General features: G+C 70.1%; 10 protein-coding genes. 7 read left to right on the forward strand and 3 right to left on the reverse strand.

Annotation, left to right across the window (positions count from 1 at the left end; genetic code table 11):
- Positions 1 to 10: 10 nt before the first annotated feature.
- The 4 genes from QMG73_RS26480 to QMG73_RS26495 are packed head-to-tail and all read left to right on the forward strand — an operon-like array spanning position 11 to position 8332.
- Positions 11 to 3109, forward strand: a complete 3099-nt coding sequence (locus tag QMG73_RS26480) for an OmpL47-type beta-barrel domain-containing protein (protein WP_281900066.1) — start codon at positions 11 to 13, stop codon at positions 3107 to 3109.
- A 32-nt stretch (positions 3110 to 3141) separates the two neighbouring features.
- The gene (locus QMG73_RS26485; RefSeq protein ID WP_281900068.1) at positions 3142 to 3774 is read left to right on the forward strand and encodes a hypothetical protein; all 633 of its coding nucleotides are present in this window, start codon (positions 3142 to 3144) and stop codon (positions 3772 to 3774) included.
- Positions 3775 to 3834: 60 nt separating this feature from the next.
- Complete coding sequence (locus tag QMG73_RS26490) at positions 3835 to 4875, forward strand: WxL protein peptidoglycan domain-containing protein (RefSeq protein WP_281900070.1); 1041 nt, start codon at positions 3835 to 3837, stop codon at positions 4873 to 4875.
- 58 nt (positions 4876 to 4933) lie between these two features.
- On the forward strand, positions 4934 to 8332 hold the full coding sequence (locus QMG73_RS26495) for a beta-L-arabinofuranosidase domain-containing protein (RefSeq protein WP_281900071.1): 3399 nt from the start codon (positions 4934 to 4936) through the stop codon (positions 8330 to 8332).
- 102 nt (positions 8333 to 8434) lie between these two features.
- Here QMG73_RS26495 and QMG73_RS26500 read toward each other — a convergent pair whose 3' ends face one another.
- Entirely contained in the window at positions 8435 to 9406 is a 972-nt protein-coding gene (locus tag QMG73_RS26500; protein WP_281900073.1) for a LysR family transcriptional regulator, read from the reverse strand.
- Between the two features lie 40 nt (positions 9407 to 9446).
- Between QMG73_RS26500 and QMG73_RS26505 the strand changes: the two genes are divergently transcribed.
- From QMG73_RS26505 to QMG73_RS26515, 3 genes are all read left to right on the forward strand, one after another.
- Positions 9447 to 10313, forward strand: a complete 867-nt coding sequence (locus QMG73_RS26505; protein ID WP_281900075.1) for a serine hydrolase — start codon at positions 9447 to 9449, stop codon at positions 10311 to 10313.
- A 123-nt stretch (positions 10314 to 10436) separates the two neighbouring features.
- The gene (locus tag QMG73_RS26510) at positions 10437 to 11432 is read left to right on the forward strand and encodes an MBL fold metallo-hydrolase (RefSeq protein WP_281900077.1); all 996 of its coding nucleotides are present in this window, start codon (positions 10437 to 10439) and stop codon (positions 11430 to 11432) included.
- A 142-nt stretch (positions 11433 to 11574) separates the two neighbouring features.
- The gene (locus QMG73_RS26515; protein WP_281900079.1) at positions 11575 to 12993 is read left to right on the forward strand and encodes a methionine--tRNA ligase; all 1419 of its coding nucleotides are present in this window, start codon (positions 11575 to 11577) and stop codon (positions 12991 to 12993) included.
- A 3-nt stretch (positions 12994 to 12996) separates the two neighbouring features.
- Here QMG73_RS26515 and QMG73_RS26520 read toward each other — a convergent pair whose 3' ends face one another.
- Complete coding sequence (locus QMG73_RS26520) at positions 12997 to 13518, reverse strand: DUF1990 family protein (RefSeq protein ID WP_281900081.1); 522 nt, start codon at positions 13516 to 13518, stop codon at positions 12997 to 12999.
- Positions 13515 to 14083: AAA family ATPase (locus QMG73_RS26525; protein WP_281900083.1), on the reverse strand; the 569-nt coding region annotated here is incomplete at its 5' end. The genes QMG73_RS26525 and QMG73_RS26520, both read right to left, overlap by 4 nt.

Consider the following 14083-nt stretch of genomic DNA (forward strand, 5'->3'; position numbering starts at 1 on the left):
AGACCGACCCATGAAGATCGCCACAAGAGTCGCGGCGGTCGCCGGGCTTCTCGCCGGCGCCCTTGTGGGCGCCGGCACCCCGGCTCAGGCCGCCGACCCGGTCACCTTCACCAACACCACCAACCCGATCCTCGGGGATGGCAGCTACTACTCGGCCGACCCGGCACCGCTCGTGGTGCCGGCCGGCGCCCCCGGCAACACCGGTGACCGCGACGAGCTGTACATCTACACCGGACACGACGAAGCCGGACCGTCCACAAACGACTTCATCATGAACGAGTGGGGCGCGTTCCGCACCAACGACGTCCAAGCCGGACAGTGGACGCACTACCCGTCGCTGATGCGCCCGGAACAGGTCTTCGCCTGGGCGACACCCGGACGCGCCTACGCCGGCCAGGTCGTGCGGGGCGTCGACGGGCGCTACTACTGGTACGTCCCGATCAACGAGCGGGACAGCACGGCAACCGACAAGTTCGCGATCGGTGTGGCCGTCTCCGACAGCCCCACCGGCCCGTGGACCGACCACGCCGGCGGCCCGATCATCTCCCAGCGGGTGCCCACGACAAACAACATCCACAACATCGACCCGACGATCCTGGTCGAGGGCCAGCGGGTCTTCGTGTGGTGGGGCTCGTTCAGCAACCTGCGGATGCTGGAGTTCCAGGCCGACATGAAGACACCGGTCGGCACCCAGCGCACCGTCACCGGGCTGACCGGCTTCTTCGAGGCGGCCTGGATCTTCAAGCGCGGCGGCACCTACTACATGGCGTACGCCGGCAACAACGCCGGCCCGACCTCGGCGTGCACCCCGGCGAACTACCACGCCTGCATCGCCTACGCGACCGCCGCGGCGCCGGAAGGCCCGTGGACCTACCGGGGGACCGTGCTGCGGCCGGTCTCCTCGACCACGAGCCACCCGGGCATCCTGGAGTTCAACGGCCAGTGGTATTTGGCGTACCACACCGCTGACGCCGTTGGTGGCGGCCACTTCCGCCGGTCGGTGGCGATCGACAAGCTGGAGTGGGACGACACCCAGACGCCGCCCCGGATGAAGCTCGTCACGCCGACACCGGTCAAGGGCCGCGACCTCACCCCGCGACCGAACATCGCCCAGGAGGCGACGGTCACCGTCTCGAACGAGCCGGTGCCCACGCAGTACTGGGTGAAGGCGCTCAACGACGAGATAGTGCGCTCCAACCCGCTGCCGCCCGACATGTGGGGCACCTGGACGGGCAGCAACCCGCCGCAGCAGTGGGTCCAGTACCGGTGGGACCAGCCGATGCGGATCACCGGTTCGCAGATCGAGTTCTGGAACGACCAGCCGCAGGGCACCGGCGTGGGCGTGGCGGCACCGGCGCGCTGGCGCATCCAGTACTGGAACCTCGACAGTGGACAGTGGGTCGACGTGCCCAACCCGAGCGGGTATCCGACCGGCACGCAGGGCTTCCAGAACACCACCTTCGACCCGGTCACCACCACGCAGGTACGCGCGACGTTCGACGCGTCCACCAACGGCAGCACCTATTCGGCGGTGGCGGTGGAGGAGTGGAAGATCCTCGCCGCGCAGCCAACCGCCGTCACACCGCCGGCCATCACGGTCGAGGTGGGAGAGCGCGAACTGCCCGGCACCGTGAGCGTCGCGTTCGGCTCCGACACGCTCCAGGTGCCGGTGTACTGGGACCCGGTCACCGCCGAGCAGGTGGCGGCGCCCGGCCAGTTCACGATCCAGGGCACCGTGCTCGGCTACGCCGCCGGCCGCGTGTCGGCGCAGGTCCGGGTCATCTCTCCGGGTGACACCGAAGGTGATGTGACCCCGCCGGTGCTGACGCTCACGCCCACCGGCAGCGCGGGCAGCGCGAGCTGGTTCCGGTCCGCCGTGCGGGTGCGTGCCGCCGGCGTCGACGATCGGGGCGGCCGGATGACCATCCAGTCCACCGTGGACGGAGGACGACCGGCCGTCGCGACCGAGGTCAGGTACGCGGACGTCGACGTATCGGGGGACGGGCAGCACACCGTCACGGCGACCGCGACCGACCGCGCCGGCAACGTCTCCACCCCGGCGAACCTCACCGTGAGGATCGACGCCACCGCGCCGGCCAGCACGGGCACCGTAGACCCGGCCACCAGGGCGGTCACGGTGGTCGCGACCGACGCCACCTCGGGGGTCGGCCGCATCGAGTACGCCATCGGCGCGGGCGCCTGGACCACCTACACCGGCCCGATCGCGGCACCCGACGCCAGCAAGCACACGGTGTCGTTCCGGGCGCTCGACGTGGCTGGAAACCTGGAGACCGCCAAGAGCGTCACCATCCCGGCGGACATCTCCGGGCCGCTCACCGGCAACATCGGGCCGATCGGCACGCCGACCGCCTCGTACACCGCGCCATGGAACAGCGTCACCGCCCTCAACGACGGCGCCGACCCGCCGAGTCCGGGGCAGGCGCAGATCTGGGGCACCTGGTCGGGCACCCGTCCGGAGAGCCAATGGATCCAGTACGACTGGACCCGGCCAGTCCGCCTGACGGGCACCGAGCTGAAGTTCTGGCGCGATGCCGATCAGGGCAGCGGCGAAGGCGTCGCCGAACCCGACGGGTGGATCCTGCGGTACTGGGACGAGGCGACGGCCGCCTGGCGAGACGTGCCCGGCGCGTCCGGGTACGGCACGAGCAGCACCGCCTTCAACACCGTCACCTTCGACCCGGTCACCACGAGCCGGGTGCGCGCCACCATACAGGCCAACGGCAACGGCACCACGTACTCCGCAGTCGCGGTCACCGAATGGCGGGTCTTCGCCGACGACCCGGGCACCAACCCGGCCCGCGTACCGGTCACCGTCACTGCCCAGTCACGGTGTATCGCCGGCAAGGCGTACGTCGCGGTGCAGGGCCGCAACGACCACGATGGGCCGGTGCGGATCGACATCGAGACCGGCTACGGCGAGCGGTCGTTCCCAGCCGTCGCGCCGGGCGCCAACGCGTACCAGTCGTTCGCCACGCGGGCGGCCACGGCAGCGGCGGGTTCGGTCACCGTTCGCGCCACCGGGACGGTGGGTGGCAAGGAGGTGACGACTGTATACACGGCGGAGTATTCCAGCGCGGCCTGCGCCTGATCATTAACCACATTGGACAATGGAGCACTCGCATGAGCATATTGAATCGCAAGCGGCTGACCGTGGCTGGTGCCGCCAGCGCGGTCCTGGCCGGGGCGATGGCATTGCCGTCGCCGGCTCTGGCCGCGCCGGGTGACAGCGACGACGTACGCGTGACGGTCGACATCGAGGAGATCGACGAACCGGGCGTACTCGCCATGTCGATCGCCGGTGACTCCGTCGCGCTGGCTGAGAACGGCTCGACCCTGCTGGTCCGCCAGTTCGTCGGCACCCTGCCAACGGTGACCATCACCGACACCCGTACCGCCGACGAGGTGCCCGACGGCGCCGCGTGGGCCGTACTGGGCAGCGCGACCGACTTCGTCGGCGACGCCGGCCAGGCACCGATCAGCGCCGGCCACCTCGGCTGGCGGCCCAACCTGATCGACGGCGGCGACACCGGCCTGGTCACCGAAGGCGAAGAGGTGGTCACCGTCCTCGACGACCCGACTCAGCCCGGCAACAACGTGGGCCTGGTCGACCAGGAGCTGCTGGTGTCGACCTTCGACTCGGAGGCCGTCGCCGGTGACGCGTACTCCGTCAACGCCAACCTGTTCCTGCGCGCCCCCGCGGAGGTCGCGGCCGGCACGTACACCTCGACCCTGACGCTCTCCCTGTTCGAGTGACACATTGGTGAGGGCCGCGGCACCGCGGCCCTCACCACCCCCGGGCACGAAGGACTCGCCATGTTCCGAAGCTTGCTCGCCACGCTGGGCGCGGTACTCGCCGCCGTGCCGCTCGCGCCCTCCGGTGCCATGGCGGCCCCGACACCGACCGCGCCCACGCTCACCTGGGCGGTGCAGCCGGCCAACCAGCAGGGTCCAGACGGCCGGCGCTGGATCACGCACACGCTCGACGCGGGTCAGGTGATGACCGAGCGCCTGGCGGTACGCAACTTCAGCAACCGCGCCGCGGTGTTCTCCCTCAAGGCGGCCGACGGCTACCTCACCGACAACGGGCGCTTCAACATGCTCCCGTCCAACCAGGCGTCGGTCGACGGCGGCACCTGGATCCAGGTCCAGGACAAGGTGAGCGTCGGAGCCAACGAGACAAAGGTGGTGCCGTTCACCATCACGGTGCCGCGGGACGCCAAACCCGGCGACCACCCGGCCGGCATCGCGGCGACGGTCACCGCCACCGGGGGTACGGTCGCCGTCGAGAGCCGGGTCGGTTTCCGGGTCATGATGCGGGTCAGCGGCACGGTCACCGCAGCGCTGACCGTCGACGACCTGACCGCCACGTACCGGCACTCGTGGAACCCGTTCGCCGCCGGCAGCGTCCGGGTCCGGTACACCACGAAGAACGACGGCAGCGTCGCGGTGACCGGTACCGGCGAGGTCGCCACCGCCGAGCTGGGTGGCCTGACCGAGAGCGGCGCGCGGTCCCAGGTCGAACAGACGCTTCCGGGTGGCACCCGGCAGGTCGACATCCGAGTCGACGGCGTCTGGGGCCTGGGACGGCTGCGGACCACTGTGGACCTGACGCCCGCTGTCCTCGATGACGACAAGAGCGGCGCCGAGATCCGGCCGGCATCGGCATCCGTGACGGTGTGGACGCTGCCGTGGTCACAACTGCTCCTCGCGGCCCTGCTCGTCGCCGCGGCATTCGCCATCCGCGCCGTCGACCGGCGCCGCCGGCAGCGGCTCGCGCGCCTGCTCGCCGACGCCCGCGACGAGGGCCGGGCGGAGGCCCGTTCCGACAAGGCTCTAGAACAAAAGCACTCCTGACGTAGCGGCGACCTCCGGGCGGTTTGTCGGTACAACTTCCGTGGAAGGACGACCACCAGTGGCTCAGTTCGACGAGGTCAAGGTCAACCGGCGTCAACTCCTACAGGCATCGGCCATCGGCGCGGTCGCGGGCGCCGGTGCTTTCACCGCGACACCCGCCGAGGCGGCGCCGGACTCCGGTGCGGCCGACTCTGGTGCGGCGACATCTGGTGCGGCGGCTGTCGTGGGCGTCGCCGCCCTCGGACCCGGTGCCACCGCGCCGGTGCGGCCGTTCGAGCTGAGCGAGGTGCGGCTCGGCAGCGGACTGCTTCAGGAGAAGCGCGACCGCATGAAGAACTTCCTGCGGCAGTACGACGAGCGGCGCTTCCTCGTGCTCTTCAACAACCAGGCGGGCCGGCCGAACCCGGCGGGTGTATCGGTGCCGGGCGGCTGGGAAGACGGCGGGCTCCTCAGTGGACACTGGGCCGGCCACTACATGACGGCGCTCGCGCAGGCGTACGCCGACCAGGGCGAAGCCGTCTACAAGGACAAGCTTGACCGGATGGTCAGCGAGCTCGCCGCGTGCCAGGCCGCCATCACCGCCCGGATGGGCACCGGTGGACCGGGTGGCGAAGAGCCGCCGGAGCCGCAGATCGACCGGGTGCCGGGCCGGTACGGCAGCGCGTTGCGCCTCAACGGGCCGAGCATGGCGCAGTACGTGACGCTGCCCCAGGAGGCGATCAACCAGCTGACCGACTTCACCATCGCCGCCTGGGTGAACCTCGCCTCGACGCAGACCTGGAGCCGGCTGTTCGACTTTGGACAGAGCACCACGGTCAACATGTTCCTGACGCCGCGCGCGGGTGTGACCGGCAACGTGCCCCGGTTCGCCATCACCATCGGGGGATCCGGCCAGGAACAGCGAATCAGCGGCACCGCCGCGCTGCCGACCAACCAGTGGGTGCACCTGGCCGTCACGCTGTCGCAGAACACCGGCACGCTGTACGTCGACGGCCAGGCGGTCGGCACGAACACGAACATGACCCTCAACCCGGTCAGCCTCGGCAACCCGGGCAACCGGTGGATCGGGCGCTCGCAGTACGGCGACCCGTTCCTGGACGCGACCGTCGACGAGTTCCACATCTTCGACCGTGCGCTCAGTCAGCAGGAGCTGCTGTCCATGATGGACTCGGCGGCTGGCAGCACCGGCGGCGGGAGCATCGCCTGGTACCGCTTCGACGAGGCCGGTGGCACCACGCTGCTGGACGCCTCGCCCAACCGCCGCGACGGCGGCATCGTGGCGGCACAGCAGGGTGGTGAAGGCGACTGGATCCCCACGTTCCCCGGCTACGTGGGCGCGATCCCGGAAGACGCGGTGCTGCGGCTCGGCCCGCCGCGCTGGGCCGTCTACGGCGGCAACGCCGACACCAACACCTGGGCGCCGTGGTACACCCAGCACAAGATCATGCGCGGGCTGCTCGACGCCTACTACCACACCGGCAACACGCAGGCGCGCGACGTCGTCGTCAAGATGGCGGACTGGGCTCACCTCGCGCTGACCGTCGGCGACAAGAACCACCCCGACTACACCGGCCCCATCACCCGCGACAACCTCAACTACATGTGGGACCTCTACATCGCCGGCGAGTTCGGCGGGGCCAACGAGGTGTTTCCGGAGATCTACGCGCTCACCGGTGAAGCGAAGCACCTGGAGACGGCCAAAGCCTTCGACAACCGGGAGTCGCTGTTCGGCGCCTGCGTCGAAAACCGCGACATCCTCGTGGTTACGCCGCAGAACAGGCCCGGCCGGCGCCGCCCCGAACGCCTGCACGCCAACACGCACGTGCCGCAGTTCATCGGGTACATGCGCGTCTTCGAGCACACCGGTGACCGGGAGTACTTCACGGCCGCCAAAAACTTCTTCGGCATGGTGGTTCCACATCGGATGTTCGCGCACGGCGGGGCGGGCGGGAACTACCCCGGCTCGAACAACAACGTCGAGCTGTTTCAGAACCGGGGCAACGTCGCCAACGCCATGGCGCAGGGCGGCGCGGAGACCTGCACGACGTACAACCTCATCAAGCTGGCCCGCAACCTGTTCCTGCACGAGCACGACCCGGCGTACATGGACTACTACGAGCGTGGCCTGCTCAACATGATCACTGGATCGCGGGCCGACACTGCCACCAACAGCGACCCGCAGCTGACGTACTTCCAGCCGCTGACGCCGGGCGCCGCCCGCAGTTACGGCAACACCGGCACCTGCTGCGGCGGCACCGGCCTGGAAAACCACACCAAGTACCAGGAGACCATCTACCTCAAGTCGGCGGACGGCGCGACGCTGTGGGTCAACCTCTACGCGCCTTCGACGCTCACCTGGGCCGAGAAGGGCTTCACCGTCACGCAGCAGACGGCGTACCCGCGCGAGGATCGCACCAAGCTGACCGTCGACGGCAGCGGGCCGCTCGACATCAAGCTGCGGGTGCCCGGGTGGGCGCGCAAGGGCTTCTTCGTCACCGTCAACGGCGTGGCGCAGACCGTCGCCGCCCAGCCGGGCAGCTACCTGACGCTGAGCCGCACCTGGGCGCCGGGCGACACCATCGAGGTCCGGATGCCGTTCAGCATCCGCATCGAGCGAGCCATCGACCGCCCCGACACCCAGGCGGTCTTCTGGGGGCCGGTGCTCCTGCAGATACTGGGGAACCCGGGCGGTGGCGCTTTCCGCGAGCTGACCCTCTATCGCCACCTGAAGCGCGACGGTGACTACGCCCGGGCGGCGATCACGCACCAGAGCACCACCGCGGCGGGCGATCCGTACTTCACGACGCACGGGTTCACGCTGCGCCCGTACCACATCAGCGACACCCAACCCGTCTCCTCGTACTTCCGGCGGGTCGAACCGACGATCGTGTTCGGCTCCATCGACACCGGCGTGCCGAACCGCAAGCGCGATGACGGCCTGCCGAACTACGACGTACCCGTGACAGGCATCCCGTCGCCCGGCACCGACGGACCGACCTTCCTCGACCTGGTCTGGGACCATGCGCCATTCCCCAACCACGGTGTATTCGTCGCGACCGTCACCCAAGTCGCCGAGGCGTTCGTCGCGGCTGGCGTCTTCACGACGGCCGAAAAGGACACCGTCGTCGCCCGCGCCGCGAGCGCGGCCCGGGAACTCGCACCGCCGGCCACCTGGGCGGTCGAGGTGCAGGCCCGCACGCAATGCGTTGGCGCCAACGCCTACCTGTCGGTGAGTGTGCGCAACACCGACGAGGTGCCGCTCACCATCGAGCTTGTCACGCCGTACGGCTCGCGCACGGTGACGGATGTCGCTCCCGGCAAGTCGGCCTACCAGTCGTTCAACACGCGCCTGGCGAGCGTGCCGGCCGGCACGCTGACCGTAAAAGTCACCGGAACGGTCGACGCGGCACCGGTAACCAACGACATCGAAACCCCATACGCCGCGGCCGGTTGCTGATTGGGGCGTGGGGACGCGGAGGGCGAGGCCGCGGGAGCAGCGGTCTCGCCCGCGACGAGCGTCGCGGCAGCTCTAAATCTCCAGCTCTAAATCTCCATGGGTTCAGCCGCCGCTGCCGGCCGCGTGTGGGGCGAACACGATGCTCCACGGGCGGGCCGCGTCTGCTTGCGGGACGGCCATCGACGGAGCCGCGTCGTCCAGCGTCGCCGCGGCGATGTCGGCGAAGCGCTCCGCCGCGGGATGAGGCGACCGCGCCGGCCACACGGCGGATGTGGTGCGGTGCAACGGGTCGCCGGCGATGGGGCGCCAGACCACGCGGGGCTCGCGGCGGGCGGTGCTTTCCGGTTCGAACGCGACGCCGTCTCCCGCGAGCACGAGGCCGAGCAGGAACTCGGTGTTGCGGGCGTGGCGTATCCGTGCCGGGGTAAAGCCGTGCCTCCGGCACGCGTCGAGGAGGTGGTCGTGCCAGCCCGGCGCGGCGGCGCGGGCGGGCAGGACGAGATCGTGGCCGGCGAGGTCGGCCAGCGCCAGCTCGGCGCGCTTCGCCAGCGGCGACGTGCGCGGCAGGACCGCGCCGAGCCGGACCTGAGCGGCGGGACCGATTCGCAGGCCGGGGACGTCGACCGGATGGTGCACGAGGCCGGCGTCGAGCTGACCCATTGTGAGCATCCGCAACTGCTCGCTGGTGGTCAGCTCTCGCAGGTCGATGTCGAGCCCGGGCAGCTCGTCAGCGAGACGCCGCAGGAGTGTCTGGAGCGTGACGGCGGGTGTTTCGGGTGGTACGCCGGCGCGCAGCGTGCCCAGCTCACCGTCGCGCACCATGCGCATGAGCGCGCGCATCCGCACCTCGCCGGCGAGCAGGCCGCGCGCCTCGTCGAGGAGCAGCCGGCCGGCGGTGGTGAGCTCGACCTGGCGCCGGGAGCGGTCGAACAGCTCGACGCCCAATTCCCGCTCCAGCCGCTGGATCGACTGGCTCAGCGGCGGCTGCGCGATGCCCAGCACCTCGGCGGCGCGGCCGAAGTGCAGCTCCTCGGCCACCGCCACGAAGTAGCGCAGGTGCCGGAAGAGATCCACGACCCGACGGTACGCGACCCTCACCGGCTACCGTGGCGGCGTGCTGACCAGGATCTTCGACGAGGTGGGGGTCGACGCGCGCGTGCACGCGGTCGACATCGACACCGGCCGCGACATCGGGACGCGGCAGGACGAACAGGTCGTGATCGCGTCGGTGTTCAAGATCCTGTTGGTCCTGGAGTTCGCGCGGCAGGCCGTGGCCGGGCAACTCGACCCCACCGAGCGGGTGCTCGTGCGCGCCGCCGACCGGCTGGGCGGCTGGGGCACGGCCGGGTGCGCCGACGACGTGGAGATCTCGCTGCGTGACCTGGCGTTCTTCGCCATGTCGGTCAGCGACAACACCGCCGCCGACCTGCTGCTGCGCCGGGTCGGCCCGGACGTCATGGCGCTGCTCGCGGAGGAGTTGGGGCTCACGCGTACCCGGGTGATCGGCGGGCCGCGGCAGGTGCTGGAGTCGATGTTCGCCGACCTGGACGTCCGGGACGCCGCGGAGTTCGCCAACACCTTCTCCACCCTGCCCGCCGAGCGGGTGCGGGGCCTGCGCGTCTTCGATCCCGATCACACCACGTCCAGTACCGCGCGGGAGATCACCCGGCTGCTGACCCTGATCTGGCGGGACGAGGCCGGACCGCCCGCCGCGTGCGCGATGGTGCGGGACCTGATGGCGAGGCAGCTGTTCTGGACCCGGCTGCCGTCCGGCTTCCCGCCCGAGGTGCGCGTGGCGGGCAAGACCGGCACCCTGCCCGGGCTGCACATCGAGGCCGGTGTCGCGGAGTACCCGGACGGCGGCCGGTACGCGATCGCGGTCTTCGCGCGGACCCAGCGCCTGAACACTCGCCAGATCGACGTCGACCTCGCGATGGGCGAGGCGGCCCGGGAGGCGGTCGAGGCGCTGCGCGCGATGTGATCAACACCTCAGACGGCGGTGCGGACGGGCGCCGCTGGGCTGGACCGATACGTGATCGCGTATGAAGCCCGTGGCCGCATCGTCTTGGACCCGCCGCGTCGTGTGGTGCTTCGCTGTCGCACCATGACCGACTCACCACTCGACCGCCGCCGGTTCCTGGGCGTCGCCACCAGCGCGGCCGTGGCCACCGTGGCCACTTCGATCCCGTCCGCCGCGAACGCCGCACCCCGCCGCCGCGACACTGACGGCCCCACGGCCACGTTTCGGTGGCTGGGCACCTCCGGCTGGCGGATCGACATCGGCGCGAAGACGGTACTGGTGGATCCCTATCTGAGCCGATTCGACACCGGGCTGTTCGACGGTGTTTTCAAACCCGCCACCAAGCTGACCGTCGATACCATCCGAATCGCCGACCACCCAGGCAGACCGCAGACGATCCTGGTCACCCACACGCACTGGGACCACTACAACGACGTTCCGCACATCGCCACGCAGTCGGGCGCACGGGTTTTCGGCACGCTCACCGCGTACCACCTCGGCCTGGCCTACGGTCTGCCCACCTCCCAACTCAGCCCGGTCAAGGGCGGCGAGGTGCTCGACTTCGGCGACTACACCGTCGAGGTGGTGTCGTCGCTACACAGCCGCAACCCTTCATACTCGATGGCCTTCCCCGGCGTCCGCGTGGCCGTGCCGGCCAAGCCGGAGACGATCGCCGACCTGCCCGAAGGCGACACGCTGGCCTTCCAGGTGACCCCGCGCGGCGGGCCGTCCGTGTTCTTCATGGGCGCCAGCGACTTCGCCGAGCGCAACCTCGCCGGCCTGGCACCCGATGTCGCGATGATCGCGGTACCGAGCACCGACGCCACCCACGACTACGTGCCGCGCCTGCTGGACGCGCTCGACCGGCCCGCGACCGTGGTGCCGGTGCACTGGGAGAACTTCGAGACGGCGCTGACGAACCCGCCAACCGTCGCGCCGAACGACCAGGCCCGGCTGGACACGTTTCTCGCCGCCGTGCGCAAGTTCGCGCCCCGCACCCGCATCCTGGTGCCGCGCTTCCTGACGCCGTACACGTTCGGTTATCCGCTTGGCCCGGTGCGAGCGCCGGTGTCACGATGAGGGTATGCGGCCACGCCACGAACGGATGATGGGCCCCTTCTGGGGCCTGCTCGGCGTGCGCTAGCGCGACTCACCACGACCAGACCCCGCTCGGCGGGCGTCTGGTCGTGGCCTCCCGCCGTCGTGGGGCGCAGGAGGCATCATGCGTTTCTATGTGACTACCGCGATCCCGTACGTCAACGCCGCCCCGCACCTCGGGCACGCGCTGGAGTTGGTGCAGGCCGACGTGCTGGCCCGGCACCGGCGGCTGCGCGGCCAGCAGGTGCGGTTCCTGACCGGTACGGACGACAACGCCGTGAAGAACGTCCAGGCCGCGCGCGCCGCGGGCGTGCCGGTGGGCGAGTTCGTCAAGACCAACGCGGCGCGCTTCGCGGCGCTGCGCGAGCCGCTCGCGCTGTCGTTCGACGACTTCATCGCGACCAGCGCCGATCGGCGACATGCCGATGGGGTACGCCGGCTGTGGCGCGAGTGCGCGGAGGCTAGCGACTTCTACCGGCGTGCCTACAGTGGTCTCTACTGTGGAGGATGCGAGCAGTTCTACCAGCGCGACGAGCTGGCCGGCGGGGTGTGCCCGGAGCACGGCACCGAGCCCGAGGCGGTCGAGGAGGAGAATTGGTTCTTCCGGCTGTCCCGCTATCAGGACGCGGTCCTGGGGGCGCTGGAGTCCGGGCGGGTGCGGGTCGTGCCGGAGGCGCGGCGCAACGAGGTGCTCGCCTTCGTCCGGAGTGGACTCGTCGACTTCAGCGTGTCTCGCCCGGCCGCCCGAGCCGGTAGCTGGGGAATCGGCGTGCCCGGCGACCCGTCGCAGGTCGTGTATGTGTGGTGGGACGCGCTCGCCAACTACGTCACCGCTCTGGGCTACGGCACCGGAGACGCCGCGTACCGTACATGGTGGACAGACGCTGATGAGCGGGTCCACGTCATAGGTAAAGGGATCGTCCGTTTCCACGCCGTATATTGGTTGGCGTTGCTGCTGTCGGTGGGCCAGCCGCTGCCCACGACGATCGTGGTGCACGACTACCTTACCGTCGACGGCGCGAAGATAGCCAAGAGCGCCGGCAACGCGGTCGACCCGGCCGCGCTGGTCGACCGGTACGGCGGCGACGCCCTACGGTGGTGGTTACTGGCCGACGTGGCTCCGGTCGGTGACACCGACTTCACGATCGAGCGCCTGATCCGTCGCGCCAACCAGGATCTGGCGCACGGGATCGGCAACCTGGTCCACCGCACGACCAGCCTTGTGCGCCGGCGTGGGGGTGTGCGCGAGGTGCCGGGTGTGGGCACCGGCCTGCCCGAGCGGATCGACCATGCGTTGCGGCGGTACGACTTCCGCGCCGCGACACGGGCGTTGACGGCGACCGTCGACGAGGCGAACCGGCTCATCGAGGCGAGGCGGCCGTGGGAAGGCGCTGAGGATGTCGATGCCGTGCTGGGCACCCTGCTGCACACCTGCCGGGTGCTGGCGACGGAGCTGGCGCCGTTCCTCCCCGCGGGAGCCGAGCGCCTACGCCGCCAACTGATCGGCAAAGCGTCCGGCCCCGCGTTCCCCCGCTGGGAGTAGCCGCTACAGGAGGGAGCGGAGGGCGGCTGCGTAGCGGTCGGTTACCAGGGACTGGACGCGGCGGGCTACCGGGGCGCCCAGGCGGGTGAGGAGGGTGGCCGGGCGGGAGAACGCTCTGATCACCAGCCGCACCGTGCCGTCGCCATCCAACCTCACGACGAATGCCTCCTCGCCGCGCTCGGGGTGCCCCGGCAGCGTGCCGTACGCGAAGCCGCGCGCGTCCGGCTCGTCGACGCGGTACACGACGCGGCAGGGCACGAGCAGGCCGATCGGCTTCGGCCCGAAGCGCATGGTGACCACCGCGCCGGGCTCGGCGGTCGGGGCGGAAGCGGACACCGAAAGTCCAGCGGCCCGGTGCATCCGCCAGGAGAGCAGGGCCTCGGCCGCGGTGGTGAACGCCGCCCGCCCGGTACCCACGGGCACGTCGCGGTGCACGTGGTGGTACCCGGCGGGCAGCGTCTCCGCACGCGTGGCGCCGTGCTCGGGGTACGTGAGCTCGGCTGCGGCCAGATGCTTCGGGTTCACACCAACATTTTGCCCTTGTCACGGACGGTGAAGGCCAGGCGGTCGCTGTCGAGGTCGACAACCACGATGTGGCCGGGCTTCAGCTCTTCGAAGAGGATGCGTTCCGCCAGCGCGTCCTCGACCTCGCGCTGGATGAGGCGCCGCAACGGTCGGGCGCCGAGCGCCGGGTCGAAGCCCTTGGCTGCCAGGTACTTCTTGGCGTCGTCGGTCAGCTCGAGGCCCATGCCTTTGTCGTGGAGTCGGGTCTCGATCCGCTCGACCATCATGTCCACAATGGATAGCATGTCGGTTGGGGTGAGCCGCGGGAATACGACGACATCGTCGATCCGGTTCAGGAACTCCGGCCGGAAGTGTTGTTTCAGCGCGTCGTGGACCCTGTGCGTGTGATCGACGGTGGATGCCTGGAAACCAACGGGGAGGCTGTTGGTGATGTCGCGGGTGCCCAGGTTGGTGGTCAGGATGATCACCGTGTTCTTGAAGTCGACGATGCGTCCCTGACCATCGGTGAGCCGGCCGTCTTCGAGGATCTGCAGCAACGTGTTGAACACGTCCGGGTGGGCCTTTT

This window comes from Phytohabitans aurantiacus, from assembly GCF_027923225.1.
Classification (GTDB): Bacteria; Actinomycetota; Actinomycetes; order Mycobacteriales; family Micromonosporaceae; genus Phytohabitans; species Phytohabitans aurantiacus.